The sequence below is a fragment of the Streptomyces sp. 3214.6 genome (assembly GCF_900129855.1).
GTDB classification, from domain to species: Bacteria; Actinomycetota; Actinomycetes; order Streptomycetales; family Streptomycetaceae; genus Streptomyces; species Streptomyces soliscabiei.
In genome coordinates this window covers 3,159,739-3,184,325 of sequence record NZ_LT670819.1, presented here as the reverse complement: position 1 = coordinate 3,184,325, position 24,587 = coordinate 3,159,739, and the positions used below count along the sequence as shown (strand labels likewise).

Here is a 24,587-nt window from a genome sequence, read left to right as displayed (position 1 = left end):
TGACTGTCAGTGCCAGAGGCTAGTGTTTCTTTGTGTGGAGCAGGGGTGCCAGTCCTGCTGCACGCACTGTGTGGTGGCGGGACATCTGCCACACTGGTAGATAGCGCATGAGGCAAGTCTGAGCCTTGCGGAGCGAGTTGGCAGCGCACAGGAAGGGGCGGTGATGGAAATGGGAGAAACACCCGAAGAGCGTTTTAGTGCGACCTTCCAATCCCTAATCACCGAAGGGCAAACGCCAGCTGCACAGCTAATTGAGCTTCTCGGATCTCGCGATTCTTTTCGCGAGCTAATCGCAGGTTCGCGCATGCCGTCGCTATATGAAGCGACTGTTCTTGGCGCATTCTTCAGGGTTGCCCCTAGCGCCCTACTTCAGTCTATGTCGCCATCAATGGGAGTCAGTTTCCGACTCGGTACGCTAGAAGGTATAAGTGATGTCAGTGAGTCTGTGGCTCACGCGACCAAGCTTCTTGCGGTCGATCGTCTGACTCGTGACTGGGGTCACGAAGAACCGACTGTGTCGCTTTCTAACTTCTCTCCCTCCAAAGTTTGGCATGATCGAGAGGCAGGCGAGAAGACCGCCTCTCGACTTCGGGCCTTCTTGGATATAGATGACCTTGATCCCGTCGAAGATCTCACCGGACTAGTAGAGAGTCTGGGCTATCCCGTTGAATATCGCGCGCTCCCGCGTGATGTGCACGGAATTTCCGTTCCCGAACAATGGGGCGCCCACACGGCTTGGGTTATCCTGATTAACTGTGAAGATAATTGGGCTCGGCAGCGCTTCACCTTGGCGCATGAACTCAGTCACATTCTTCAACGGGATACAGGGCAAGTCGTTGTGGATCGGGCTACGGTCGAAGATAGGCGTCCTGAACGAATTGCTGACTCGTTCGCAAGGAACTTCTTGCTTCCGGAAGATGCCCTACATCATGCTTATGAAAGCCATGGAGTCATCGATCGCTTTGAGCGGATGGCTGCCCTCGTGACGAACCTGATGCTCACGTATGGTGTCAGCCGTGATGCCACCATGTACGCACTAAATGAAACCCTCGGTGAATTCGCGAATCCCGAGATAATTCAGGCCTGCGGGATGGCGAGAATTGCGGACCTGATGCTTGTGTCAGGAAATGTGGAGCAATGGCTTGAGGTCAAGCAGAATGAGGGGAACTGCTTCCCATCGGAGCGGCTGACTCAGCAGGCTCTCAACTCATTCGCTGCTGGTTTGATCTCCTTGCAGGCTGTTGCCGATGTAATTGCCGATGGTGATCAAGCGAATGCCGCTGAGCAGCTCCACGCTGCCGGCTGGGATCTGGTCGACGCTTAAGCCGTGGCGTCGCACAGAGCGCAGGTGCCGTTCTTTTGGCGGCACGCGAAGAAGTCTGAGGTGTTGGGCCGAAGCTCTGCCGGAACAGTGGCAAACTTCGAGGTCATGTGAGTGAAGTTCTCATGGAGCAGCTCCGCATCCAGGAGCGAGTCCTGGCACCCGAGCTCTGCGAGCAACTGGGCAGTGTGCTTCCAAGCGATGCCGTTCCGTTCAGCCACCAGCGTCGCGCCGTTGTCATTCGTCAGGAGAAGCGTGCTCCGCTGGTGACCGACCGTGCGCATAGCGCTGACGATGCTGTATGCCTCACCCGCGTGCTTGTGGGAGCGCACAGCGTCACTAGACCGCCCTGCCGCGGCGTTCTGCCGCTGCTCGATCGCGTCGAGCTGCCGCAGGACCCTGTCGAGCATCTCCAACGTCTCCCTCGTCTCAAGGAGGGGGAGCTCACGAATCTCGCCCGCATCCAGCTTCCGAACGATCACGTCGGCGCTGTTGCACCTCAGACGGTTCTCCGCAGTCCGTGCGACGTTCGGGACGTTCGCCATGGTGCGAATCTCCCCTGCCACGGCATCGGTGACGACAAGTGATGCGCCATACAGCGCCAACACCTTGTCGAGCATCGCCGGCCGGAGGCCCAAGGAGCATAGGGTACCGGTGTCACACCACGCCAAGTCGACTGGAGAGTGGCGCTTCGGCTGGCTCGCTACCTTCTGCCAGCGTGAGGGCTGAGACTGAGGCCGCGGCTGCAAGCTCGAGCGCCGCAAGGCCATTGCCTTGGGGGAGGGGCGCCCCAGGTCGTCCAACTGCCCCTCCTCGCCGTTCTATTCACACTCCCGCTCCGCATGCCGGAGTACCCAGACAAGCGTAGCCCCGACGGAGGGCGCACGCACCCGCCTCCGGGAACACGCTACGCCTGGAATGAGTTCGCTTTGCGGGGCGGTCACTCCATCCCGGTGCTGATCTCGTCGTTGCTTTCTGCCTCCGGGCACCAACCTTTGACGGGGCACCAAGTGCAATGCCTTCCGGGAGTCGCTACCCAAGTGGCGTCCCTATGCCAGGACTTGGCCCGCTGTCGGACCTCCTTCTGGGCCATTCGAAGGACCCCTGCATCCTTCAGATCCCATTCAAAAACTCGGCTCGCATCGGCTGTGATGACTTCCAACTGCAGTCGGGCGGAGCTGCTTTGATAAGGGCCGCGGTAGCCGCTAGCGAAAAGATTGAGAAGCCAAGCGACTGCGAAGAACTGATCGAAGGCCTCTGCGTTGTCATGAGGCATCTCGCGGCGTGTGGTCTTTGTCTCTCGGATTACAAGCGACTCGTCAGCATCGACAAAGATCATGTCGGGTGCGCTCGCGATAATCACGTCAGCCGAGGCGTCATATCCGTATAGAGGTGACTCGATAGAGATTATATCCACCTCATTACGCACCGGGCAGATTTCAACATGTTGAGCAAGAAACGGTTGGATCTCTGCGTAGTCGTCTCGGGAGAGAGTTGACGTGAAAGACTCTGGATCGTCGAATTCGCCAATGTCCTGAGTGGTGCACTGCACCGAGCGACTGTGAGCTCTAGCCATCCAGTCGTGAACGAGTCGCCCCCGTTGTGAAGCCGGACCTGTTGAATTTTGCCTAGGCAGGTGTTGTGAGCGTGTGATAAACCATTGTGCGGGACACGTCTCATATAGCTCGATATCTCGCGCGCTGACGGAGCGAGTTGCGAAACCGGGAGCGCTCTGTCCGAGAAATCCGTCCAGCCTTTCGAGAGCACCGCAACACCCGGCGATTTTGCAGTCCTTACAGAAGCTTCCGGGGTGGAACGTGTGACCACCGATGATCTTATTCAGGTCGGGCAGTGCGATCGATGTGAAGGTGGAGCGGGCCTCCTCCGTGCTGCCATCAAAAAGGACCTGGAAGGATGAGTCGTTCAGGCCGATCTCCACCACGCGGATACGGGAGATGTTTTGCGTGGGTCTGAGTAGGGCTGCGACGTGTGCGGCTACTGCAGTCCAAGGGTCTGGTGTGGGTGGCTTATCGCGCACTGTCCCAAGGCGCATCTTGCGCACCTCGCGAATCCCTGTTGCGTCCTCGTACAAGGGGCCCCAGACCCACAAAGTCCCTCCTGGTTCAGGAAACACTTTTGGATCAAAGCACCGAAACTGCAAACCAGGCGTGTCGGATGACAGTGCATCGTGCGCTTCGAGGTAGCCCGCGATGGCATGCGCTGCGTATCGACGAGTGACAGGATGCAACGGGAGAGGATCGAGCCGCTCTTTGATTACCTCTTGCATGCCGTGCCACGTATCGACTCTTGGGTCGTCATGGATTGCACATGCAATTTCTCGGATGACGCCGAGAAGGAATGGGTGGCTGTCGTCCCATCGACGCTGCCAGTCTGGGCTTTTGACATCGGGCCGAACCTTCAGTGCGCCACCCATAGCGCAAGTCTTGGAGCGCTCTTGGACGTCTGTAGCACTGATCTTGAGAACGTTGGTGCGGCCTACGAGGTTAGGTTGCACTGCATGAGCACACACCGGTGACGAGCCCCCATCCAACATCCAAGTGATGAGGCGTCATTTTACGGCTTCTGTGGTACACCTGCAGCCCAGAGGACCTCTGGGCCTAGCTGGGCGCTGCATAGGTATCTGGCTACCTGTTTGACCTGCTCAGAGCTTTACCGGCTACCTCAATCGCCCTCCACCCCAGGTGCCGCGTCTGTTCGGCTCTGCCTGGGACGACGGCACACGGGATGGGAGCATCCCACGCACGCCCCCCGACGTACCCGCACTCGGGGTATGGCGCCCCATCCATCGCGGCGTCGGCCGATCCCCCGCCGAAGGCTTGTTCTGACCTCATGCCCGTGTGCCTGCCTCATGGGCGGGAGCGGGCGGCCGGCGGTGCCGAGCGGGGCGGAGACATGAGCGCGGGCGCCGCCGGCCGCCCGCTCCCGCCCGGAGGAGCGGAGCGACGACGGGCGCTTGAACCAGTAGAGAAAGTTTGAATCATGGTCCTGCTGCCTGGTGTGTCCGGTCCCGGGAGATGCTTGACACTTCGGGCCCAGGGCAACATGGGCGTGTGCTTCCTTCCCGACTGCTGTGGTGTGACCCCCGGCCGATACCCCGGTTCAACCGTCAAGAGCCGGTGACTCTGATCGTTCGTGATCCCGGCTTCTACGAGCCGACCGAAGAGGACGACTGCTCGACGTTCTGGTACTTCTGCCAGACCCATGACCGCCGTTACGGGTATGCGGCGTGTGGGGAAGGTGCGCATCTCGTTGTCCTGCACTGTGAAGAGCACGGCCCCGAGAGCGTGTGGCCGCAGCCGCTCATGTTGATGTTCCCGCAAGGGTTCGTTCCTTCGCTGAGTGATATGCAACTGGCCTGGGTGCGGTCAGAGGACGACGCTGTCTAGACCTGATCTGTGTGCTGTCGCCAACGGGCGTGGCCTCTGCTGCCCCGTGGTGTAGAACCCTGGGTATGGGGAGTGAACGGCGGGAGCGGATGAAGGCGCTGGGGGCGCGACTTCGGGGGCTTCGTACAGAGGCTGGTCTAACGGGTGCTGTACTGGCTCAGCGGGCTGGTGTGGGACAACCGACCGTGTCCAAGGTGGAGAACGGGCGGATGGTCCCCAGTGCCGAAGTCCTGGGTCGGCTGTCGCTCGCTCTCGGCCTCGACGAGTCGACCACTCGCGAGGTGCGTGACCTCCTGGCTGCTGTGGAAGCTGCGCCGGACACTGTCGAAGCGTCCGACGACGTGGCTCCCGCCGGGGCGACGCTCAACGACGCGGTCCGGTCTGCCCGGTTGGTGCGCTCGTTTCAGTGCGTCGCGCTGCCGGCCATGCTCCAGACTGCGCAGTACGCCCGGCACGTCTTCGAGAGTGCGCCCGGTACGACCCCTGAGGCGGTCGGTCGTGCTGTCGCCGCCCGCGTCGAGCGGCAGAGCGTCCTTTACGAGCCCGGGCGGGAAACGGTGTTCGTGCTGACGGAAGCCGTGTTGAGGACCTGGCCGGGGAACCCTGCGCTGATGCTCGCCCAGTTCGACCGGCTGCTGGCCGTCGACGGTCTGAGCACCGTACGCATCGGGGTGATTCCGTGGCGGCGGCGGGTGCCGGTCATGCCTCGTCATGGGTTCACCCTGTGCGACCGGCGGGCGGTCGTCATCGAGAGCTTCCGGGGTGAGCGGGTCCTGGACGACTCCGATGAGGTCGCCGCGTACGAGGAGACGTTCGCCCGGTTCGAAGAGGCTGCGGTCTTCGGGGTCGAGGCGCGGGAGCTCCTGGTCCGGGTGATGAAGGAGTTCCGGGAGTTGGAGGACTCCACCACTCGTTAGAGGAATAATTCCTCAAGATGCCTGGCTCATTAGTCGCGCATGGGAATACTCTGCCGCTGTGTCGTCTAGCCCCCTAGACGAGGAGGAGTGTTCCCCATGCTCAAAAGTTGGTGCCGCATGTTTCCCGGTCTGGCCTGGCAGGTGGCCGAGGCCCGTCACTTCGTCCGCAGCCTGCTAGAGGACGAGGGGTCGGACTTCGTCGACGACGCCGTCCTGGTCGTCGGCGAGCTGGCGGCCAATGCCGTACGTCACTCGCGGAGCGGCTGGTACGGCGGGTGGTTCCTCGTGGTCGTCGGCTTCGGAGACGACCTGGTGCGTATCGAGGTGATCGACCAGGGCGGCGACGACGAGCCCCAGCTCCGCAGCGTGCGCAGTCACGTGGAGGAGGGCGGACGCGGGCTGATGCTGATCGCGGCCTGCGCCAAGGACTGGGGCGTGAAGGACCGACCTGCCGGTAGCCGTTGCGTCTGGGCCGACCTGGCGCGGGTGAGCGTCCGATGACGTCCCGCTCGGTGGTGGCGCGTGGTCGCTTCGTGGACAGTGGAGGGTGAGCCCCCGGGGTGTGCCTCGGCGCAGGGCCAGGTTCTACGTGATCGGAGTTCGTTCCGGGCGGCGTCTCCCGCCCATACCGTCTAGGGCTCTAGACTCCTGGGTACTTCTAGGAGGTGTGGTCATGTCGGACGAGTTGCAGCGGATCGCGGCGATCGATGATCCGTATCTGCTCCTGCGGGAGGTCACGACACGGTTGGCCGGTGCGCAGCAAGAGGTGACCGAACTCGCCCGGCTGCGTCGGCGCGTCGTTCAGGACCTTCATGCGCAGGGGCTCTCGTACGCGCAGATCGCCGAGAAGGCCGGCCTGAGCCGCGGGCGGATCCATCAGATCCGCCACACGGGACCGGCGCCGGAAGGGGCCTTCCTCGGGCGGGGTGCGGTCACCGTCGCGACCCCGCTGCGGCGGGACGACGAACGCGGGCGCACGGTCGTCGCCGTGGACGACGTCAGTTCCGGCAAGCGGCTGGAAGACCTCGCGCGTTCCTACGGGCTCGACGTCACTTCGGAGCACGTGCCGGTGAGCGGGGCCCTCGACCTCGACCGTGACGGCCTGGTCGTCGTCTGCGGTCCGCGCATGTCCCAGCAGATGTGGGACACCTACGCGCAGGATCCTGTACTGCACTGGGAGCAGGCAGAAGACGGGCCCTGGACGGTCGTCGACCGGCGGACGGGCACCGTGTACCGGTCGGGACAGGACAGCGATCCGGCCCGCTCCTACGACGTGGGATACCTCGGCAGGCTGCCGCGCCCCGACGGCAACGGCTCGCTCCTCGCCATCGCCGGTATCCACACACAAGGCTCCCTCGGCGTCGTGCAACTGCTCGCCTCCGACCTGAACACGCTGTGGGGACAGGTGGGCGACCATCGCTTCTCCACGCTGGTGGGCGTCGAGTACGACCCGGAGACCAGCGAGCCGCAGTCCGTCGAACTGCTCGCCCCCCTCTACCGGCACGACGAGGAGACGTCGGCGTGAGAATCGCCCTCGCCTCTCTGCCCGCTGAGCCGGGCCGGGAGAACGAGGACTTCGCCGCCGCCGCTCCCGGAGCGGCCGTCCTCCTCGACGGCGCCGGAGTGGCCGGCGCGGAGACCGGGTGCACGCACGGCGTCGCCTGGTTCTCCGCGACGCTGGGCGGGCTGCTGCTGAGCACCATCACAGCGCACCCCGCCCGGCCGCTCGCCGAATGCCTTGCCGATGCGATCCACGCCGTCCGCTCTCTGCACGAGGACGGTTGCGACCTGGCCTATCGGGCCAGTCCGACGAGCACGGTCGTCGCCGTCCGGGCTGGCGCGGGAGCTCTGGAGTACCTCGTACTCGGGGACTCGTCCCTTCTCCTCGCCGACCAGGACGGCGCTACGACCGTCGTCACAGACCGCCGCCTGGACGACGTCGGCAAGCGACTGCGCGGGCCGGTCGACGCGTTGCCCACCGGCTCACCGGAGCACGCCGCCGCCCTGGCCGAGTACCGGAACGCCCTGACGGAGTTCCGCAACCAGCCCGGCGGATTCTGGATCGCCGGGCCCGAACCACGCGCGGCCGAACACGCGCTCACTGGGGCGGCCCCGCTGGAGTCGCTCACGTCCGTGACGCTGATGAGTGACGGCGCAACGCGACTCGTCGACCGCTTCCAACTCACCACTTGGGAAGAGACGTTGGCCGTGCTCGCCTCGTCCGGGCCCGGTGAGCTGCTCCGCCGTGTACGGGAGGCTGAGGCCGGCGACCCCGAGGGGCTGCGCTGGCCGCGGGGCAAGGCGCAGGACGACGCGACCGTCCTGCACTGGGTGCTGCCGTGACCGCCCTTTGGAACTGACACGCTCGACCCCCCAAGTGTGTCTTCGCACGGTCAAGAGAGTTGGAGCACCGCGCATGAGGGGCCGTGAGCGGATCGTCCCTCGCATGTGTCGTTCCCCTCGGCGTTCGAGGCGATGATCTGGATTCCCCACGCCTTCGGCATGGCCGGGAGCGGCATGCTCATTTGGTGGTCGATCTCGCCCTTGTCGTTGGGCCTTAGGCTGACGCTGAAGAGGTCATTCGTTTCGCGTAGATCATTCTGGTTTGCGTCTACGGCAGTGACGTACACGTTGACACTCGCCCACTGATCAACCCCGTCCGCGTGGACGCCGAAGCTCAGCTTCTGCTCGGATCCCTGGGCCGCGAGCCTGACGTCGGTAAGCGTTGGACGCCCGCTGCCACCCGCCGCCTGGGCCGCGCCGACGACCGCCACGCTCAAGGCCACCATGTAGAAGATGACTCCGAGCCCTAGGACGACGGTCTCCCAAATGTTGCCCCGCCGCGTCGGATGGATGAGCAGGGCGACGATGCTGCAAACGATGGCGACAATGGCGCTGAGCGCGGCCACGTAGATGGGCCATGACTCATTGTTGAGCGCGACGAACACGACATCGCTCGTCAACCCCAGCGCAGTCATGACGCCGGCCACGGTGACCAGGGCACCGGCGAGGATCTTGGCGACATCGTCGAGGCGCTTGCCGACCTTGGCCTGGACGTCGTCGAGCGTGCGAGGTTCCTGGTCACCACCTGGCGGCTTCATCTGCTCATGGTGATCAAGGCCGGGAGCATTTCGGCGCATCCGCGCAGGCGGTTGGTCCCAATAGCGGACTTGACTCCCAGTTAGCTCGCGGCTGGAGCGCCGTCTTGATGCGTCAGTGCGCACCGGGACTCGCATGCATACCCCCCTAGACAGTTGACGGTCCGTCGGGCTATCGTCGTCGCCAACCCCCCTAGACAGTCAGGGCGGGCCGCTCCCCGTGCTGTCTAGGGGGGTATCCAGACCGAGCGGCGCGAACTCAGGGCACCGCCAACCAAGTGAGGTTCAAGAAATGCGTGTCATCCCCGTAGACGTCTCGGCCGCGACGCTCCTCGTCACCAAGCTGCCTGAGGTCAAGGTGAAGGACCGTCAGACCGGCGAGATCGCCGTCGACCCGGTCACCAATGACCGGCTCATGGTGCTGGAGCTGGTGTTCATCGCGGCGGGCGGTTCGGACATGATCAAGGTCACCGTTCCGGAGAAGGGCGTTGGTGAGGGCCTGGTGATGGGCGCTCCGGTCATCCTGCCCGGCCTCGTGGCCCGGCCGTGGGAGAGCGAGTTCGGTGGGCGGATGCGTCACGGCATCGCCTACCGGGCGGACGCGGTCATGGTCAACGCTCCGGCTCCGGTGCAGGGCTGACCGCCATGACCAATACCGTCTGGACGCTGACACTGTGCCTGCTGGCACTCGCCGCGCTGCTGGTCCTGCGCCGTCGCATGCCGGTCGCATTCTGGTGGCTGGTCGGCTATCCGTTCGTCGCGCTGCGCGTGCTCACCACCTACCGGGCCACGATGGACGCGTGCGGGCTGACGGTCCCGGCCTCGGCCGTCCGTCGGGCCACGGCCCGGATGATCGGGCGGGAGACCGCCCCCGTACCGCCTCGACGGTCACTGCCGTGGCCGACCGGGTCCGGGCTTGTGATGCGGCTGCGCATGGCGACCGGGCAGGCTCCTGAGGACTTCTTGGCCTCGGCCGACCGGCTGCGCCACGCCTGGGCCGCGCACGCCGTCCACATCCGCCCGACCAAACCGGGGTGGCTCGAACTGCGCCTGATCGGCTGGGACGTGCTCTCTGACGTGCAGCCCGCACGGCGGTGGAAGCAGCGCGGCCCGCTCACACTCCCGCTGGCCCTGTGCGATGACGGGCGGTGGCACGTGCGGGACTTCCGTGCTGTGCCGCATGAACTCATCCTCGGAGCGACGCAGTCCGGCAAGTCCGTGTACCTGCGGAACCTGGTGTGCGGCCTGGCCCGGCAGCGGGTCGTGCTCGTCGGCGTCGACTGCAAATGGGGTGTCGAACTGGCCCCGTTCGCGCCCCGGTTGTCGGCGCTCGCCGACACCCCGGACCGGGCGAACGACCTCCTCGACGTCCTGCTGGAAGAGATGGAGGCGCGGTTCAGGCTGATCGGGCTCTCGTCCACGGCGGGGCCGGACGCCGTGCTCACCTCGGACGTGTGGGGGCTGCCGGACGCGGTACGGCCGGTGCCGGTCGTGGTCGTCGTCGACGAGGTCGCCGAACTCTTCCTCGCGGCGAGCCGTGACGACGAGAAGCGACGCGATGCCATGGTCACCAAGCTGATCCGCATCGCCCAGCTCGGCCGCGCGGCCGGCATCTACCTCGAAGTGTGCGGGCAGCGCTTCGGCTCCGAACTCGGCAAAGGCGCGACCATGCTGCGCGCACAGCTCACCGGCCGCATCTGCCACCGCGTCAACGACGAGTCCTCGGCGAACATGGCGCTGGCCGACATCTCCCCGGAAGCGGCGCTCGCCGCCACCGCCATCCCGGCCGAACGGCCCGGCGTCGCCATCGTCGGCGACTCCTCCGGCGGCTGGTCCCGCGTGCGCTCGCCCCACCTCACCCTCGACGAAGCGGCGGCCGTCTGCCGCGCAACCTCCGCCCTCGTGCCGGAACTGCCCCGCCTCGACGCCTTCCGGCCCCTCATCGCCGTCGAGTCTGCCGGGTCGGCCTCTCCCGCCGCTGCCCCGGCCGCGCCCGTCGCCCGCCCGGTGACCGAGTAGCCGCACATCCTTCCCCACGGTCGGCGTGACCGCCTCGCGCCAAGTCCCTACCCCTCCCATGCCCCGAACCGGAAGGAAGCAGAGCCGATGCGCGCCCAACTGGCCCGTGTGGACGCCGTGATCGTCCAGGCCGTCATCGCAGGTGCCCTGTCCTTCTCGCACCTTCACGACCTGGCTGACGCGGCGGGACAGGGTGGGTGGAAGGCGTGGGCCTACCCCGTCAGCGTCGACCTGCTGCTGGTCGCCGCCTGGCGTCGGATGCGCGAACAGCAGCGCGCCGGACGCCCGGCCGGGGGACCGCGACTGTGGTTCCTGATCGCGCTGGCCGCATCCCTCGGCGCGAACATCGCCACCGCCGGACTCCTCGACCTGGACCACGTACCCGCCTCCCTCCGCGTCGTGGTGGCCGGCTGGCCCGCCGTCGCGTTCTTCGGCGGAACTCTGCTCGCCCACACACCCCGGACCCCGACGGACCCCGTGACACCAGTGGAGACGGAGACGCTCCCTGCCCCGGCCACCGTCGAAGACCCCCGCCGTGACGTGCTCCCGGCACCCTCCACCGACCCGGAACCGGAACCGAAATCGGCTCCGGAACCCGCTGCCGAACGGATCACCCCTCCAACTCCGGTCCCTGCCCCGGCGCCCCTCGCCCCCGCCGTCTCCCTGCCGCCCGCCCTCGTCGACCGCGTCCGGGCCTTGGCCCAGGAGTACCACGCCACCACCGGCCGGCCTGCCGACCCCGACACGGTCCGGGTCCGGCTCGGCCTGCCGCCGTCCATGACGCAGTCCGTCGCCGCCCACCTCTGAGAAGGGAAATGCATGCGATGCGCCCCGCCATTCGCTCCGCACTGGAGTACGCCGCTGACCTGACCCGCCGCAACCGGCTCGTCGAAGCCGTCGCCGTCGCACAAGCCGCGTTCCACCAGGCCAGCGACGACGAATTTCCCGAGATCCGCCAATGGCTCACCGACCACGCGCACGACTTCACCGGAGAGGACGCCCACTGATGACCGGCCCCCGCTTCCGCAACGTCCGCCGCATCGGACCCGTACAGATCGCCTCCTACCTCGCCCGCGGCCGCAACCGCCACCTCGCCGCCTGCACCGCACCCCGCTGCGACTTCTCCACCGAGTACGACAGCCGCGCCGCCGCCGAACTCGCCGCCCGCATCCACCGCTGCAAGGCCTGACAGGAGACCGCCGCCATGACCGTCCCGCTCTGGTTCGCCGTGCTCGTCGTCGCCGTCCTCGGCATCCAACTCGCCCGCCCGCCGTGGTGGCTGGTCGCCCTGCTCCTCCTCGGCGGCTACCTCGTCGCCGACAGCGTCCTCGCCCCCGCCGTCGCCGCCCTCCTCAACTGACGCCCGAAGGGATCACCCACGTGTTCACCCCGAAGTACCCGCCGCAGGACACCGCCCCGGTCCACACCATCCCGGCTCCGACCGTCTACAGCCCGACCGCGTACAGCCCGGCGGCCTATGTCCCGGCTTCCGTCCCCGTTCCGTCCGCCCCGGCCTCCAACCGGCCGACGGTCCAGCTCACCCCCGGCAGCACGCTCGCCCTCGTCGCCGGTGGCAGCGCCGCCGTTCTGGTCGTCGGCGCGGTCCTGGTCTCCATGCTCCTGGCGGTCGCTGTTACCGCCGCCTCGGTGGCCGTGTGCGCGGTCGTCATCCGCTCCATCCTCCGGAGCGACCGCCGCTGACCTCATCAACTTCTCCGCCTCGGCTTGCCCACGCTGTCTAGCCCCCTGGACAAGCCGGGGCCCGGTCCCAATCTCCAGCCCCTCCAAGGAGGAACCCGCACATGCGTCCCGAGGCTCCGCCCGGAGCCATCCGCCAGCTGGCGGCCCTCGCCCTGCACGGCGACCTCAGTGGCTACGCACGGCAGATCCAACGTCTCGGTGGTTGCGAGCAGCCCGTACGGATGGAGGGTCACAGCCTGGACGTCCACGCCGCTACGGGCGAGATCGTCCGTGAGCTCGTCGACCGGGACCTTCCGGTCGGACAGCTCCTCATCCGCTGCAACAACCGCCGCGCCACCAGGTGCGCCGCGTGCGCCGAGGTCTACCGCAAGGACACGTTCCACCTGGTTACGGCCGGGCTGAGCGGCGGCAAGGGGATCGGCCCGGTCGTCGCGGGACACCCCCGCGTCTTCGCCACCTTCACCGCCCCGTCGTTCGGCCCGGTCCACAACCGCCCGTCGGCCGGCCGCTGCCGTTGTGGCCGTATCCATCCGGAAGGGGACCCCGTCCTCGGCACGCCCCTCGACCCGGAGCGCTACGACTACCGCGCGGCCGTCCTCTGGAACGCGCACGCCGGTGCCCTCTGGGCTCGGTTCACCACCTACCTGCGTCAGCAGCTCGCCGCCCGCGCGGGCATCGGCCGCTCCGCACTGCGCGACTGCCTCAAGGTGTCGTACGCCAAGGTCGCCGAGTACCAGCGGCGCGGTGCCGTCCACTTCCACGCTGTGATCCGGCTCGACGGTCCGGAAGGTGCCGAGGACACTCCGCCGGCCTGGGCGACGACAGAGCTCCTCAGCGATGCGATCCGCTCGGCAGGTCGTCTCGCCGAGGCACCTGGTCCGATCCTCGACGGTCGGGCATACACCTTTCGCTTCGGCAAAGAGCTCGACGTCCGACCCATCCGTTCTGCCGACTTCACGGGCACTACCGACCTGAGCAGCCGAGCCGTCGCCTCCTACATCGCCAAGTACGCCACCAAGGGCGCGGAGAGCGCTACGGGCACTCTCGACCGCCCGATTCGCAACCCAGTGATCGACCTCGTCGGCACCGACGTCACCGACCACGCCCGGCGGATGATCCTCGCCTGCTGGCACCTCGGCGCACTTCCTGAACTCGAAGATCTGCGCCTGCGTAAGTGGGCTCACATGCTCGGCTTCCGCGGCCACTTCTCGACCAAGTCCCGCGCGTACTCCGTCACTCTCGGCGCCCTCCGCCAGGAACGCGCCGACCACAACGAAGCGCTCACCCGCGAACGTGCGGCCCTGGCCGGCCACCCCCTCCCGGACCCGGCCACGGTCCTCGTCCTCTCGCACTGGCGCTTCGCCGGTACCGGGCTGACCGCTGCTGAGTCCTGGCTCGCCACTTCACGGCGACCCGCCTCCGACACGACGGAAGGAGACTCGTCGTGGACCGCCGACGAGACGAACTGATGACTGTCCCGCAGATCCTCACCGAGTTGGGCGGAGTCTCCCGTCGCACCTTCTACCGCTGGCGCGAGTTGGGATACGGGCCAGCCGCGTTCAAGCTGCCCAACGGGGAGCTCCGGGTGTGGCGGAGTGACTTCGCCACGTGGCTGCGGCAGTTGGAGGCAGCGGCGTGAAGTCACTCGACGTGAAGGTCTGGGGCGTACGTAACCGCGGTACCAAGACACCTTCCTACGGTGTCCGCTGGTCGGTGGCCGGAAATGTCTTCTCCGACTCCTTCCGCACCAAGGCGCTCGCTGATCACTACCGCTCGAAGCTCATGCGCGCGATGCGTGAGGGCGAGGAATTCGACACGGAGTCCGGCCTCCCTGGCACCATGGAAGAGCAGAAGTCGGCCGTGTCCTGGTACGACTTCGCCCTCAGGTACCTCGCGATGAAGTGGCCCCACGCCGCACCCAACACGCGGGACGGCATCAACGAATCGCTCACCAGCGTGACGGTGGAACTCCTCGACGAGCGCGCTGGACGGCCGTCCGACGAGGCCTTGCGCAAAGCGCTCCGCAACTGGGCCTTCGTGCTGCCGGGGCCCAACGACCGGGAAGTCCCGGACGACGTGCGGAACGTCCTTCACTGGGTGTCCAAGGCATCTCGCCCGCTCGCCGATCTCGCCGAACCCGCGACGGCCCGTGCAGTGCTCGACTCGCTGAAACTCAAGCTCGACGGCGCAGCAGCCGCCGCCGAAACGGTACGGCGTAAGCGCCGGACGCTTGTCAACGCTGCGAACTACGCCGTCGACCTGGGGGAGCTGCGCGAGAACCCGATCACGGCTGTCCGCTGGCAGAAGCCGAAGGTGTCCAGCCAGGTGGATCCCCGCGTTGTCGCCAACCCGGAGCAGGCTCGTAATCTCCTGGCGGCCGTTTCCTACGTGGGCGGTTACCGGCGCGCTCGTGGTCGGCGCCTCGTGGGGCTGTTCGCTGCCATGTACTTCGGCGGTCTCCGGCCGGCTGAGGCGGTCGGCCTTGTTGAGACGGATCTGGTCCTCCCCGAGCAGGGATGGGGTTCGGCTCTGCTCCACCGGACTCGCCCGTCGGTCGGTAAGCAGTGGACCGACTCGGGGGAGACCCATGACGACCGCGGGCTCAAGAACCGGCCAACCGAGGACGTTAGGCGAGTGCCTATCCCGCCTCACCTCGTCGCCAAGTTTCGCGAGCACCTGGCCACCTTTGGCACAGCGGACGACGGGCGGCTCTTCTTCAGTGAGAAGGGATCCGTCGTTCCGTCCTCGACGTACTACCGCGTCTGGCAGGAGGCTCGGTTCCTCGCGCTGCCGCCGGCCGTCGCAGCTTCGCCGCTCGCGAGTCGACCGTACGACCTTCGGCACTCGGCGCTGTCGACGTGGCTTAACGCGGGTGTGGACCCCACCGAGGTCGCCGAGCGAGCGGGCAACAGCGTCGAGGTTCTGCTGACCCGCTACGCGAAGTGCCTCGACGGACGGCAAGACGTCGCCAACCGGCGGATTGAGGACCTGCTTCGCGAGTACGAGTGACACCCTGCCCGCATCCGAGGCCCCTGGCATCGCGTCCAGGGGCCTCTTCGTTGCTGAACGTCTCAGCTCGTCGGATAGCCAATGTCCGCAACGTCCTGCACGAGGTCGGCCAGGGCGATCTCTGAGTTCAACGCGTTGATCACTCCTTCGGTCAGAGGACGCGAAGAAAAGATGTGACGAACGGCCCCCAAGTCCACCGGGACCTCGTAGTAGTCCTCGGCCCACTGCTGAAACGACTCTGGCGAGCGATCCAACAGTAGTTGGAAGAGGTACCCGGAACCGTCCGGGTCTTCATTTGCCCTGTGGGGAAAGTCGATCGATCCGGCTTTCCACCCACTGTCTCCCGTCTCTCGCCACGTACACGCAGTGACGGTAGGCATCCCGTCCTCATCCGAGAACGCGGGCTCCTCAACGCAGGGCCGGAAGACGTCGGGAACCTCATCGAGCACTCCGGGCCATGGGCCGTCCTCTGCGTAGGGGCTCATAGGTGATTCGTGATCGAATCCACGGACGTAGGCTCCAGCGGCCGAGAAGACGATTGAGTACTCGTCGCCCGATCCGTTCCGCATCGAGGCCATCGACTCCTCCTCGGACCAATGGTCGTTGAAGGAGTGGTAGCGGCCCTCCCACTCAGGGCTGAGGACCGCCTCCAGGATGGCCATGGAACGGCAGTGCTCGCGAAGTACTGCTATCTCGGGCAGTTGCCGAGCAACATCATGAATGGTCACCTGCTCATCCAAGCGCACACCTCTGACACTTCCGTTCTCCGCCCGGCGGGTGACAGTCGCACCGAACCTGAGATCTGCAGAGTGCACGACTCACCTGCGGCATGCCCCAAGATCCCGTCCACACCGAGCGTGTCGGCAAAGGAGTCGAGGTCCTGCTGTCCCGCAACGCGAAGTGCCTCGACGGACGGCAGGGCGTCGCCAACCGGCGTATCGAGGACTTGCTTCGTGAAAACGAGTGATCGCGTGTGCCCCGGTGTTTCATACTTCCCGCGTGGACACATCCGAGGACGGCCCAGAGCTCGATCCTGAGTGGGTGGAGGTCGGCAACAACGTATGCGGCATCCTGCGCGGTTGCCGGGACACCTCGGTTGTGGCCCAACACTTCGTGCGGGCCGGCTGGACGTCGAGATCGTCTTCCTGGCACGGCTACGAGCTCGAAACGAGTTGGTGCCGGGTAGAGGTCGACCCGATCGAAGGCTCAGAAGTTCTACTGAACGGTGTCGTCGACCCGCAACGTGTGGATGAGCTCGCAGACGTACTCCACCGCTTCGGCATGAGGTACTTCCTGGAGCTCTACGAAGGAGACAACACTCTGGTTCGAGAGATCCAAGCTTGAACACAGAGCTATGCGTGAGGCCCCTGGCGTCCCGTCCAGGGGCCTCGTCGTTTCGGGGTCTCACCTGCGGCGATGCCTCAAGATCCCGTCCACGCCTCGTCCACGAGCCCCGACATACGCCCGCTTCAGGCTGCATCCGCCTGCACATACGCGAAGACCCCACCCTCAGCGTTTCCGCTGGTGACGGGGTCTTTGGGCACCTCATACAGGGTGCCCCCGGCAGGATTCGAACCTGCGCACACGGCTCCGGAGGCCGTTGCTCTATCCCCTGAGCTACGGGGGCGTGTCGGTTGCGATGGTGTTGCTCGCGGCGACGGGTAGAACACTACCAGCTTGCCCGGGGTGTTCATGAACGGGTTTCCGTGGGGGTGGGGGTCGCCCGGACGGGGTGGAAGTGGCGAAAACCCGGACGCGGTGGCCGGTCCCGACCTACTCTCGAGTTGTGCCAGGCGCGTCGGGCCGGGTGCTTGTTGTGGACGACAACAAGGTCATCCGGCAGCTGATCAGGGTCAATCTCGAGCTGGAGGGCATCGAGGTCGTGACCGCGTCCGATGGTGCCGAGTGTCTGGAAGTCGTTCATCAGGTGCAGCCCGATCTCGTGACCCTCGATGTCGTCATGCCCCGGTTGGACGGGCTGCGCACCGCCGCTCGGTTGCGTGCCGATCCGCGGACGCGAGATCTTCCCCTTGTCATCATCAGCGCCTGTACGCAGTACGAGGTCGAGGCCGGCCTCGAAGTCGGCGTCGACGCCTTTCTCGCCAAGCCTTTCGAGCCCACCGAACTCGTCTCCGTCGTACGGGAGTTGATGGAGCGGAGGAAGGGGGACGGCGGAAGTGGGGCTGGGGTGGATCTGGGGTTGGGTCTGGGGATCGGGCCTGTGCTGGGAGCGGGGGAGGGCGTGGGTGCGGGGAAAGGCGGCGTGCCGGGCGCTGGGTCTGCGGCCGAGTAGCACTGTCCTGCCCGTGGGGCACCGGATGGAGCCTCCCTGCCCGTAGGGCCGGGAGCAGGCCGAGAGAGGGATTCGACTCCGCCGTCTGCCCTCTCTTTGCCCCCTGTCTGCTCCCTCTGCCCCCTGTCTGCTCCCTCGCTCCCGCTGCTCCATGTCTGCTTCCTCTGTCGGCGATGTGCCGGAGGCAGCCCGGAGATGTGTAGGGCCCGACCTCGGCCTGCTCCGCCGCCCTCGCCCCCTGCGTCCACATGCCGGGACCTGTCCAAACCTGCTCGCCTACCCGCCCCCCTCCTCCCCTACGCTTGTCCCGTGACTCCCGTCGAGCTCTCCCGTACCGTGCTGCGCGCGGTGCGTTGTGCTGTGGAGGACGGAGAGCTCAGCGTGGGCGTTCCGGAGCGGGCCGTGGTCACGCCGCCGGGGCCCGGGGGGCGGGGGGACTACGCCACCAACATCGCTCTGCAGCTCGCCCGGCCGGCCGGGCGGCCACCGCTTCGGGTTGCCGAGGTGCTTCGGCGGTATCTGGCCCGGGCCGAAGGCGTTGCCGGGGTCGAGATCACCGGGCCCGGGTTCCTCAACATCAGCCTCGACGGTTCCGCCGCCTCCGCCCTCGTCCGGCGGATTCAGCTCGAAGGTCTGCGGTACGGGCACACCGACCGCCTCGCCGGGCAGGTTTTCGCGGTGCGGGTGCCGTACGAGGTGCGGGCCGAGGTCATCGCCGACGCGCTCGGGCGGATCATCGGGGCGCAGGGCGGCCGCGTCGACATCGGGCACGGCGAGCCCGTCACCCTGCGGCCGGTCCCCGCTCCCGAGGATCCCGCTCCACTCGGTCTCGACGCCGCGCGGTGGGCGCTGCTCCACCCCGCCCCGCACGATCGACCCAGGATCACCGCCGACCATCTGGTCCAGCGTGAGGGCAACCCCCTCTTCCGGGTCCGTTACGCCCACGCCCGCACCCGGGCCGTCAGCCGTAACGCCGCCGATCTCGGCTTCACCGGGCAGCCCGGTCCACTGGACGGGGTGGACGCGGTGGCCGTCGACGACCTCGTCGCTCTGCTCGCGGATCACCCCCGCATCCTTGCTACCACCGTCAGGCTCCCGAGCCGTCCGAGCTCCCCGAGCCCCCCGCACCAGTCGGGAACGCCGGGAACGCCGGGAACGCCGGGAACGCCGGGAACGCCGGGATTGCCGGCGTCGTCGGCCCTTGACCCCGGTGCCCCCTCCCGTCTCACCCGTCACCTGCTGGCCCTCGCCGACGCCACGCTCGTCCTGCTTCCCAGCGTCCTTCCCCGTGGTGACGAGAAACCCTTGGCCGCCCACCGTGCCCGGCTCGCGCTCGCCGAAGCCGCCGGGACGGTGCTGGCCGGCGGCCTGTCCCTGCTCGGCATCGACGCACCCGACCACCTCTGAGCCAAGAAGAGACTTAAGACATGAGCCGTTCCGCCCACCCCGCCGGGCCCCGTCACGCCGACGTCCTTCCCGAGGGGCACTATTCCGCTCCGCCCACCGACCTCAACGCCCTCGACGCCAAGGTGTGGGCGCGGACGGTCACGCGCGACACCGACGGTGTCGTCACCGTCGGCGGGGTAGACGTCAAGTCCCTCGCCGAGCAGCACGGCACCCCGGCCTACATCCTCGACGAGGCGGACTTCCGGGACCGGGCCCGTGCCTGGCGTACCGCCTTCGGGGCCGACGCCGACGTCTTCTACGCCGGCAAGGCGTTCCTGTCCCGGGCCGTCGTGCGGTGGCTGCACGAGGAGGGGCTCAACCTCGACGTCTGTTCCGGCGGCGAGCTGGCCACCGCCCTCTCCGCCGGTATGCCCGCCGACCGCATCGCCTTCCACGGCAACAACAAGTCCACGGACGAGATCCACCGGGCCGTCGACGCCGGGGTCGGGCGGATCGTTCTCGACTCGTTCCAGGAGATCGTGCGGGTCGCCCACATCGCGCAGTCTCTCGGGAAGCGGCAGCGGGTTCAGATCCGGATCACCGTCGGCGTCGAGGCGCACACGCACGAGTTCATCGCCACCGCCCACGAGGACCAGAAGTTCGGGATTCCGCTGGCCGGGGGACAGGCCGCCGAAGCCGTGCGCCGCGCGCTCCAGCTCGACGGGCTCGAGCTCATCGGGATCCACTCCCACATCGGGTCGCAGATCTTCGACATGTCCGGCTTCGAGGTCGCCGCGCACCGGGTGGTCGGACTGCTCAGGGACATCCGTGACGAGCACGGGGTCGAACTGCCCGAGATCGACCTCGGCGGCGGCCTCGGGATCGCCTACACCAGCGACGACGACCCGCGCGAGCCCCATGAGATCGCCAAGGCCCTCACCGAGATCGTCACGCGCGAGTGTGAAGGGGCCCGCCTTCGCACGCCCCGTATCTCCGTCGAGCCCGGCCGCGCCATCGTCGGCCCCACCGCTTTCACGCTCTACGAGGTCGGCACCATCAAGCCTCTCGACGGGCTCCGTACCTATGTCTCCGTCGACGGCGGCATGTCGGACAACATCCGCACTGCGCTGTACGACGCCGAGTACAGCGTCGTCCTCGTCTCCCGCGTCTCCGACGCGGCGCCGATGCTGGCCCGGGTGGTCGGCAAGCACTGTGAGAGCGGCGACATCGTGGTCAAGGACGCGTTCCTGCCGTCCGACCTGGCACCGGGTGACCTGATCGCCGTGCCCGCCACGGGCGCGTACTGCCGGTCCATGGCCAGCAACTACAACCATGTGCTGCGGCCGCCGGTGGTGGCCGTGCACGAGGGGGAGTCGCGGGTCATCGTGCGGCGGGAGACCGAGGACGATCTGCTGCGCCTCGACGTCGGCTGACCGGCGGACAAGGACCGACGGACAAGGACCGGCGGACGAGGGTTGCGGCCTCGGATTGCGGCCGAGGATTGCGGCCGGGGACGCAGAAGGGAACATGGAGGGGAACGCGGAAGAACAGGGCGGAAGATCTCCTGTCTGCCGTCCCTGAGAAAATGAAATAGACGTCTCACGATCCGGACCATGGGCAGAAAGTCCGGTCCGGTGAGTGAGACTGGGGCAACCGGAAACAACCGTAGACGGTATGAGGAAACGAGGTCGGATGATGCGTAAGCGTCCGCTGAAGGTGGCGCTGCTGGGCTGTGGAGTGGTCGGCTCAGAGGTGGCGCGCATCATGACGACGCACGCCGACGACCTCGCCGCGCGCATCGGGGCGCCGGTGGAGCTTGCGGGCGTCGCGGTGCGGCGGCCCTCCAAGGTCCGGGACGGCATCGACCCGGACCTCGTCACCACCGACGCCACCGCCCTCGTCAAACGCGGGGACATCGACGTCGTCGTCGAGGTCATCGGCGGCATCGAGCCCGCTCGTACGCTCATCACGACCGCCTTCGAGTACGGCGCCTCCGTCGTCTCGGCGAACAAGGCGCTCCTCGCCCAGGACGGCGCGGCGCTGCACGCCGCCGCCGAGGAGCACGGCGAGGACCTCTACTACGAGGCCGCCGTCGCCGGCGCCATCCCGCTGATCCGGCCGCTGCGCGAGTCCCTCGCCGGGGACAAGGTCAACCGGGTGCTCGGGATCGTCAACGGCACCACCAATTTCATCCTCGACAAGATGGACTCCACCGGCGCCGGATACCAGGAGGCCCTCGACGAGGCCACCGCCCTGGGCTACGCCGAGGCCGACCCCACCGCCGATGTCGAGGCCTTCGACGCCGCCGCCAAGGCCGCCATCCTCGCCGGGATCGCCTTCCACACGCGCGTGCGCCTCGACGACGTCTACCGCGAGGGCATGACCGAGGTGACCGCGGCCGACTTCGCCTCCGCCAGGGCGATGGGCTGCACCATAAAGCTGCTCGCCATCTGTGAGCGGGCCGCCGACGGAGGGTCCGTTACGGCCCGCGTGCACCCGGCGATGATTCCGCTCACCCATCCGCTCGCCTCCGTGCGCGGCGCGTACAACGCCGTGTTCGTGGAGTCGGACGCGGCCGGGCAGCTCATGTTCTACGGCCCCGGCGCCGGCGGTGCTCCCACCGCCTCCGCCGTGCTCGGCGACCTGGTCGCCGTCTGCCGCAACCGGCTCAGCGGGGCAACGGGGCCCGGCGAGTCGGCGTATGCCGCCCTGCCGGTGTCGCCGATGGGCGATGTCGTCACCCGCTATCACATCAGCCTCGACGTCGCCGACAAACCGGGCGTTCTCGCCCAGGTCGCCACGGTGTTCGCCGAGCACGGGGTGTCGATCGATACCGTGCGGCAGCAAGGACGCCAAGACGGCGACGGCGAGGCCTCCCTCGTCGTCGTCACCCACCGCGCGTCCGACGCCTCCCTCACCGGGACCGTCGAGGCGTTGCGCAAGCTCGACACCGTGCGGGGTGTCGCCAGCATCATGCGGGTTGAAGGAGAGTAACCAGCAATGACCCACCAGTGGCGCGGAATCATCGAGGAGTACCGGGACCGGCTGCCGGTATCCGACAGCACGCCGGTCGTCTCCCTCCGCGAGGGCGGCACGCCCCTCGTGCCCGCGCAGGTGCTCTCCGAGCGCACGGGCTGCGAGGTCCACCTCAAGGTGGAGGGCGCCAACCCGACCGGGTCCTTCAAGGACCGCGGTATGACCATGGCCATCACGCGGGCCAAGGAGGAGGGTGCGCAGGCCGTCATCTGCGCCTCCACCGGCAACACCTCCGCGTCCGCCGCCGCCTACGCCGTGCGCGCCGGCATGGTCTGTGCCGTGCTCGTCCCGCAGGGCAAGATCGCGATCGGCAAGATGGGCCAGGCCCTCGTGCACGGCGCGAAGATCCTCCAGGTCGACGGCAACTTCGACGACTGCCTCACGCTCGCGCGTGACCTGTCGGACAACTACCCGGTGGCGCTGGTCAATTCGGTCAACCCGGTGCGCATCGAGGGTCAGAAGACGGCCTCGTTCGAGATCGTGGACATGCTCGGGGACGCCCCCGACATCCACGTCCTGCCGGTCGGCAACGCGGGCAACATCACCGCGTACTGGAAGGGTTACAAGGAGTACGCCGCCGACGGCATCGCCGCGCGGACGCCCCGCATGTGGGGCTTCCAGGCGTCCGGCAGTGCGCCCATCGTGCGCGGCGAGGTCGTCAAGGACCCGTCGACGATCGCCACCGCGATCCGCATCGGCAACCCCGCCTCCTGGAAGTTCGCGCTGGCGGCGCAGGAGGAGTCCGGCGGCTTCATCGACGAGGTGACGGACCGTGAGATTCTGCGCGCCTACCGGCTGTTGGCCGCGCAGGAGGGCGTCTTCGTGGAGCCCGCGTCCGCCGCGTCCGTGGCCGGTCTGCTGAAGGCCGCCGAGCAGGGCAAGGTCGACCCGGGACAGCGCATCGTCTGCACCGTCACCGGCAACGGCCTGAAGGACCCCGACTGGGCCGTCGCCGGCGCCCCGCAGCCGGTCACCGTCCCGGTCGACGCTGCGACGGCGGCCGAGCGCCTCGGTCTGGCCTGAGCGACAAACCCGGGCTCGACCGGGCGGACCACCCGGGCTCGACCGGGCGGACCGGGCGGACCGGGTCGTCCTCGACCGGGTAATCCCTGTAAGGGGTGCACAGGGGGCTTACGACACGCATCGTGCGCCTCCTGTGCGCCCTATGTCGCCGCAGAACCTTCCTTCGATAGGCTGTACTGAACCCGCCCGCCGCATATGCCGCAGTGCCGCGTCGTCACCGCGTCGCCGTCGGGCCTCAAGGGTCCTCACACACCCATCGAATGTCATTCGACAGTCCCGCAGCTCAAGGAGAGTCATCGCGAGATGGCCGGTCCCGCCTTCCGCGCCGCCCCCGTCCGGGTGCGCGTCCCCGCCACCAGCGCCAACCTCGGCCCGGGCTTCGACGCCTTCGGCCTCGCGCTGGGGCTCTACGACGACGTCGTCGTCCGGGTGGCCGACTCCGGGCTGCACATCGACATCGCGGGGGAGGGCAGCGAGACGCTTCCGCGCGACGAGAAGCACCTCCTCGTCCGCTCCCTGCGCACCGCCTTCGACGCCCTGGGCGGCCAGCCGCGCGGCCTGGAGATCGTCTGCGCCAACCGCATCCCGCACGGCCGGGGCCTCGGCTCCTCCTCCGCCGCGATCTGCGCCGGCATCGTCGCCGCGCGCGCGGTGACCATAGGCGGCGAGAGCAAGCTCGACGACGCCGCGCTGCTGGAGCTCGCGACCGAGATCGAGGGCCACCCGGACAACGTGGCGGCCTGTCTGCTCGGCGGGTTCACCCTGTCCTGGATGGAGTCCGGCGCCGCGCGGGCGATCAGGACGGAGCCCGCCGATTCCATCGTTCCGGTGGTTTTCGTGCCCGGAAAGCCGGTCCTCACCGAGACCGCGCGCGGTCTGCTCCCGCGCTCCGTGCCGCACGTCGACGCCGCCGCCAACGCCGGCCGGGCCGCACTGCTCGTCGAGGCCCTGACCCGCCGCCCCGAACTGCTGCTGCCCGCCACCGAGGACCGGCTGCACCAGGAGTATCGCGCCCCGGCCATGCCGGAGAGCGCGGCTCTGGTGGAGCGGCTGCGCGCCGACGGGATCCCCGCGGTGATCTCCGGCGCCGGACCCACCGTGATGGCGCTGGCCGACGCGGCCACGGCCGACAAGATCGAGGCGTCGGCCGGCTCGGACTGGGCCGCGAACCGCCTGGCCCTGGACCTGCAAGGGGCGAGCGTGCTGCCCCTTGCGCCCTCCGGCGACCTCTGAAAGCACACGGTTGCCGGATTTCGAGAGGGGGAATGTTTGTTGGATCCGGTAGTGTTAATCTCAAGTCTGCACCCGACCCCACCACGGCGAGGTGCTTCGTGTCCCCGTCCGGGACAGACATTCTTCCGGGAGCTCCCCAAGCCG

Annotated in this window: 28 protein-coding genes and 1 tRNA gene; 24 read left to right on the top strand and 5 right to left on the bottom strand. The window is 67.5% G+C overall.

Annotation, left to right across the window (positions count from 1 at the left end):
- The first annotated feature begins 163 nt into the window (after nucleotides 1–163).
- A complete protein-coding gene (locus tag B5557_RS14150) occupies nucleotides 164–1,324 on the top strand; it encodes an ImmA/IrrE family metallo-endopeptidase (protein WP_159424380.1) in 1,161 nt (386 codons plus the stop codon).
- Here B5557_RS14150 and B5557_RS14145 read toward each other — a convergent pair.
- Both B5557_RS14145 and B5557_RS14140 read right to left on the bottom strand, forming a co-directional pair.
- Nucleotides 1,321–1,959 (bottom strand): hypothetical protein, encoded by a 639-nt coding sequence (locus B5557_RS14145; RefSeq protein WP_159424379.1) that lies wholly within the window; start codon nucleotides 1,957–1,959, stop codon nucleotides 1,321–1,323. The two genes, B5557_RS14150 and B5557_RS14145, sit on opposite strands and share 4 nt — an antisense overlap.
- Nucleotides 1,960–2,261: 302 nt before the next feature.
- A complete protein-coding gene (locus B5557_RS14140; protein WP_159424378.1) occupies nucleotides 2,262–3,755 on the bottom strand; it encodes a PD-(D/E)XK nuclease family protein in 1,494 nt (497 codons plus the stop codon).
- A gap of 703 nt (nucleotides 3,756–4,458) precedes the next feature.
- Here B5557_RS14140 and B5557_RS14135 point away from each other — a divergent pair.
- The 5 genes from B5557_RS14135 (at nucleotide 4,459) to B5557_RS14115 (ending at nucleotide 7,988) form a co-directional block, all read left to right on the top strand.
- Complete coding sequence (locus B5557_RS14135) at nucleotides 4,459–4,728, top strand: hypothetical protein (protein WP_079659565.1); 270 nt, start codon at nucleotides 4,459–4,461, stop codon at nucleotides 4,726–4,728.
- A 65-nt stretch (nucleotides 4,729–4,793) separates the two neighbouring features.
- Nucleotides 4,794–5,645, top strand: coding sequence for a helix-turn-helix domain-containing protein (locus tag B5557_RS14130; protein ID WP_079659564.1), 852 nt, complete (start codon nucleotides 4,794–4,796; stop codon nucleotides 5,643–5,645).
- A gap of 96 nt (nucleotides 5,646–5,741) precedes the next feature.
- Complete coding sequence (locus tag B5557_RS14125; protein WP_079659562.1) at nucleotides 5,742–6,146, top strand: ATP-binding protein; 405 nt, start codon at nucleotides 5,742–5,744, stop codon at nucleotides 6,144–6,146.
- A 172-nt stretch (nucleotides 6,147–6,318) separates the two neighbouring features.
- Entirely contained in the window at nucleotides 6,319–7,170 is an 852-nt protein-coding gene (locus tag B5557_RS14120; RefSeq protein ID WP_079659561.1) for a sigma factor-like helix-turn-helix DNA-binding protein, read from the top strand.
- The gene (locus tag B5557_RS14115; protein WP_079659559.1) at nucleotides 7,167–7,988 is read left to right on the top strand and encodes a protein phosphatase 2C domain-containing protein; all 822 of its coding nucleotides are present in this window, start codon (nucleotides 7,167–7,169) and stop codon (nucleotides 7,986–7,988) included. Before B5557_RS14120 ends, B5557_RS14115 begins: the two co-directional genes overlap by 4 nt.
- 50 nt (nucleotides 7,989–8,038) lie before the next feature.
- Here the strand turns inward: B5557_RS14115 and B5557_RS14110 are convergent, their stop codons facing one another.
- On the bottom strand, nucleotides 8,039–8,746 hold the full coding sequence (locus B5557_RS14110) for a hypothetical protein (RefSeq protein ID WP_079659558.1): 708 nt from the start codon (nucleotides 8,744–8,746) through the stop codon (nucleotides 8,039–8,041).
- A 289-nt stretch (nucleotides 8,747–9,035) separates the two neighbouring features.
- Here B5557_RS14110 and B5557_RS14105 point away from each other — a divergent pair, with 289 nt between their 5' ends.
- From B5557_RS14105 to B5557_RS14065, 10 genes are all read left to right on the top strand, one after another.
- Nucleotides 9,036–9,383 carry an SCO3933 family regulatory protein gene (locus tag B5557_RS14105; protein ID WP_079659556.1) on the top strand — a complete coding sequence of 116 codons (348 nt, stop codon included), beginning with the start codon at nucleotides 9,036–9,038 and terminating at the stop codon, nucleotides 9,381–9,383.
- Between the two features lie 5 nt (nucleotides 9,384–9,388).
- On the top strand, nucleotides 9,389–10,762 hold the full coding sequence (locus B5557_RS14100; protein WP_079659555.1) for an FtsK/SpoIIIE domain-containing protein: 1,374 nt from the start codon (nucleotides 9,389–9,391) through the stop codon (nucleotides 10,760–10,762).
- Nucleotides 10,763–10,849: 87 nt separating this feature from the next.
- Nucleotides 10,850–11,569, top strand: coding sequence for a DUF2637 domain-containing protein (locus B5557_RS14095; RefSeq protein WP_079659553.1), 720 nt, complete (start codon nucleotides 10,850–10,852; stop codon nucleotides 11,567–11,569).
- Between the two features lie 17 nt (nucleotides 11,570–11,586).
- Nucleotides 11,587–11,769 (top strand): hypothetical protein, encoded by a 183-nt coding sequence (locus B5557_RS14090; RefSeq protein ID WP_079659552.1) that lies wholly within the window; start codon nucleotides 11,587–11,589, stop codon nucleotides 11,767–11,769.
- Nucleotides 11,769–11,951, top strand: coding sequence for a mobile element transfer protein (locus B5557_RS14085; RefSeq protein WP_079659550.1), 183 nt, complete (start codon nucleotides 11,769–11,771; stop codon nucleotides 11,949–11,951). The genes B5557_RS14090 and B5557_RS14085 overlap by 1 nt, the downstream gene beginning before the upstream one ends.
- A gap of 15 nt (nucleotides 11,952–11,966) precedes the next feature.
- Nucleotides 11,967–12,122: a hypothetical protein gene (locus tag B5557_RS44220; RefSeq protein ID WP_099935933.1), complete on the top strand. Its 156-nt coding sequence runs from the start codon at nucleotides 11,967–11,969 to the stop codon at nucleotides 12,120–12,122.
- 20 nt (nucleotides 12,123–12,142) lie between these two features.
- Nucleotides 12,143–12,463: a SpdD protein gene (locus tag B5557_RS14080; RefSeq protein WP_079659549.1), complete on the top strand. Its 321-nt coding sequence runs from the start codon at nucleotides 12,143–12,145 to the stop codon at nucleotides 12,461–12,463.
- A 101-nt stretch (nucleotides 12,464–12,564) separates the two neighbouring features.
- Nucleotides 12,565–13,932, top strand: a complete 1,368-nt coding sequence (locus B5557_RS14075; RefSeq protein WP_079659548.1) for a replication initiator — start codon at nucleotides 12,565–12,567, stop codon at nucleotides 13,930–13,932.
- The gene (locus tag B5557_RS14070) at nucleotides 13,932–14,102 is read left to right on the top strand and encodes a helix-turn-helix transcriptional regulator (protein WP_079659546.1); all 171 of its coding nucleotides are present in this window, start codon (nucleotides 13,932–13,934) and stop codon (nucleotides 14,100–14,102) included. The genes B5557_RS14075 and B5557_RS14070 overlap by 1 nt, the downstream gene beginning before the upstream one ends.
- Nucleotides 14,099–15,472 carry a tyrosine-type recombinase/integrase gene (locus tag B5557_RS14065; protein ID WP_079659545.1) on the top strand — a complete coding sequence of 458 codons (1,374 nt, stop codon included), beginning with the start codon at nucleotides 14,099–14,101 and terminating at the stop codon, nucleotides 15,470–15,472. Before B5557_RS14070 ends, B5557_RS14065 begins: the two co-directional genes overlap by 4 nt.
- 62 nt (nucleotides 15,473–15,534) lie before the next feature.
- Here the strand turns inward: B5557_RS14065 and B5557_RS14060 are convergent, their stop codons facing one another.
- The gene (locus B5557_RS14060; RefSeq protein ID WP_079664764.1) at nucleotides 15,535–16,200 is read right to left on the bottom strand and encodes a hypothetical protein; all 666 of its coding nucleotides are present in this window, start codon (nucleotides 16,198–16,200) and stop codon (nucleotides 15,535–15,537) included.
- 101 nt (nucleotides 16,201–16,301) lie between these two features.
- On the opposite strand from B5557_RS14060, the gene B5557_RS44215 reads away from it, so the two are divergent.
- Nucleotides 16,302–16,439, top strand: a complete 138-nt coding sequence (locus tag B5557_RS44215) for a hypothetical protein (protein WP_173877675.1) — start codon at nucleotides 16,302–16,304, stop codon at nucleotides 16,437–16,439.
- 32 nt (nucleotides 16,440–16,471) lie between these two features.
- Nucleotides 16,472–16,816 carry a hypothetical protein gene (locus B5557_RS14055; protein WP_159424377.1) on the top strand — a complete coding sequence of 115 codons (345 nt, stop codon included), beginning with the start codon at nucleotides 16,472–16,474 and terminating at the stop codon, nucleotides 16,814–16,816.
- A 211-nt stretch (nucleotides 16,817–17,027) separates the two neighbouring features.
- Here B5557_RS14055 and B5557_RS14050 read toward each other — a convergent pair.
- A tRNA-Arg gene (locus B5557_RS14050) sits at nucleotides 17,028–17,099 on the bottom strand.
- A 159-nt stretch (nucleotides 17,100–17,258) separates the two neighbouring features.
- Here B5557_RS14050 and B5557_RS14045 point away from each other — a divergent pair.
- The 6 genes from B5557_RS14045 (at nucleotide 17,259) to thrB (ending at nucleotide 24,443) form a co-directional block, all read left to right on the top strand.
- Nucleotides 17,259–17,765, top strand: a complete 507-nt coding sequence (locus B5557_RS14045) for a response regulator (RefSeq protein ID WP_079659542.1) — start codon at nucleotides 17,259–17,261, stop codon at nucleotides 17,763–17,765.
- Between the two features lie 309 nt (nucleotides 17,766–18,074).
- Nucleotides 18,075–19,172: an ArgS-related anticodon-binding protein NrtL gene (gene nrtL, locus B5557_RS14040; RefSeq protein ID WP_079659540.1), complete on the top strand. Its 1,098-nt coding sequence runs from the start codon at nucleotides 18,075–18,077 to the stop codon at nucleotides 19,170–19,172.
- Nucleotides 19,173–19,192: 20 nt separating this feature from the next.
- Entirely contained in the window at nucleotides 19,193–20,584 is a 1,392-nt protein-coding gene (gene lysA, locus B5557_RS14035) for a diaminopimelate decarboxylase (protein ID WP_079659539.1), read from the top strand.
- 262 nt (nucleotides 20,585–20,846) lie between these two features.
- Nucleotides 20,847–22,145 (top strand): homoserine dehydrogenase, encoded by a 1,299-nt coding sequence (locus B5557_RS42845; protein ID WP_099937125.1) that lies wholly within the window; start codon nucleotides 20,847–20,849, stop codon nucleotides 22,143–22,145.
- 6 nt (nucleotides 22,146–22,151) lie between these two features.
- A complete protein-coding gene (gene thrC, locus B5557_RS42840; protein ID WP_099935928.1) occupies nucleotides 22,152–23,210 on the top strand; it encodes a threonine synthase in 1,059 nt (352 codons plus the stop codon).
- Nucleotides 23,211–23,513: 303 nt separating this feature from the next.
- The gene (gene thrB, locus B5557_RS14025; RefSeq protein ID WP_079659537.1) at nucleotides 23,514–24,443 is read left to right on the top strand and encodes a homoserine kinase; all 930 of its coding nucleotides are present in this window, start codon (nucleotides 23,514–23,516) and stop codon (nucleotides 24,441–24,443) included.
- Nucleotides 24,444–24,587 lie beyond the last annotated feature (144 nt).

Excerpts from the sequence above, each read along its gene's own strand:
- B5557_RS14150 (WP_159424380.1), top strand. The coding sequence starts at position 164 with ATGGAAATGGGAGAAACACCCGAAGAGCGTTTTAGTGCGACCTTCCAA.
- B5557_RS14140 (WP_159424378.1), bottom strand. The coding sequence starts at position 3,755 with ATGGGTGGCGCACTGAAGGTTCGGCCCGATGTCAAAAGCCCAGACTGG.
- B5557_RS14130 (WP_079659564.1), top strand. The coding sequence starts at position 4,794 with ATGGGGAGTGAACGGCGGGAGCGGATGAAGGCGCTGGGGGCGCGACTT.
- B5557_RS14125 (WP_079659562.1), top strand. The coding sequence starts at position 5,742 with ATGCTCAAAAGTTGGTGCCGCATGTTTCCCGGTCTGGCCTGGCAGGTG.
- B5557_RS14120 (WP_079659561.1), top strand. The coding sequence starts at position 6,319 with ATGTCGGACGAGTTGCAGCGGATCGCGGCGATCGATGATCCGTATCTG.
- B5557_RS14110 (WP_079659558.1), bottom strand. The coding sequence starts at position 8,746 with ATGAAGCCGCCAGGTGGTGACCAGGAACCTCGCACGCTCGACGACGTC.
- B5557_RS14105 (WP_079659556.1), top strand. The coding sequence starts at position 9,036 with ATGCGTGTCATCCCCGTAGACGTCTCGGCCGCGACGCTCCTCGTCACC.
- B5557_RS14100 (WP_079659555.1), top strand. The coding sequence starts at position 9,389 with ATGACCAATACCGTCTGGACGCTGACACTGTGCCTGCTGGCACTCGCC.
- B5557_RS14095 (WP_079659553.1), top strand. The coding sequence starts at position 10,850 with ATGCGCGCCCAACTGGCCCGTGTGGACGCCGTGATCGTCCAGGCCGTC.
- B5557_RS14090 (WP_079659552.1), top strand. The coding sequence starts at position 11,587 with ATGCGCCCCGCCATTCGCTCCGCACTGGAGTACGCCGCTGACCTGACC.
- B5557_RS14085 (WP_079659550.1), top strand. The coding sequence starts at position 11,769 with ATGACCGGCCCCCGCTTCCGCAACGTCCGCCGCATCGGACCCGTACAG.
- B5557_RS44220 (WP_099935933.1), top strand. The coding sequence starts at position 11,967 with ATGACCGTCCCGCTCTGGTTCGCCGTGCTCGTCGTCGCCGTCCTCGGC.
- B5557_RS14075 (WP_079659548.1), top strand. The coding sequence starts at position 12,565 with ATGCGTCCCGAGGCTCCGCCCGGAGCCATCCGCCAGCTGGCGGCCCTC.
- B5557_RS14070 (WP_079659546.1), top strand. The coding sequence starts at position 13,932 with ATGACTGTCCCGCAGATCCTCACCGAGTTGGGCGGAGTCTCCCGTCGC.
- B5557_RS44215 (WP_173877675.1), top strand. The coding sequence starts at position 16,302 with ATGCCCCAAGATCCCGTCCACACCGAGCGTGTCGGCAAAGGAGTCGAG.
- lysA (WP_079659539.1), top strand. The coding sequence starts at position 19,193 with ATGAGCCGTTCCGCCCACCCCGCCGGGCCCCGTCACGCCGACGTCCTT.
- B5557_RS42845 (WP_099937125.1), top strand. The coding sequence starts at position 20,847 with ATGCGTAAGCGTCCGCTGAAGGTGGCGCTGCTGGGCTGTGGAGTGGTC.
- thrC (WP_099935928.1), top strand. The coding sequence starts at position 22,152 with ATGACCCACCAGTGGCGCGGAATCATCGAGGAGTACCGGGACCGGCTG.
- thrB (WP_079659537.1), top strand. The coding sequence starts at position 23,514 with ATGGCCGGTCCCGCCTTCCGCGCCGCCCCCGTCCGGGTGCGCGTCCCC.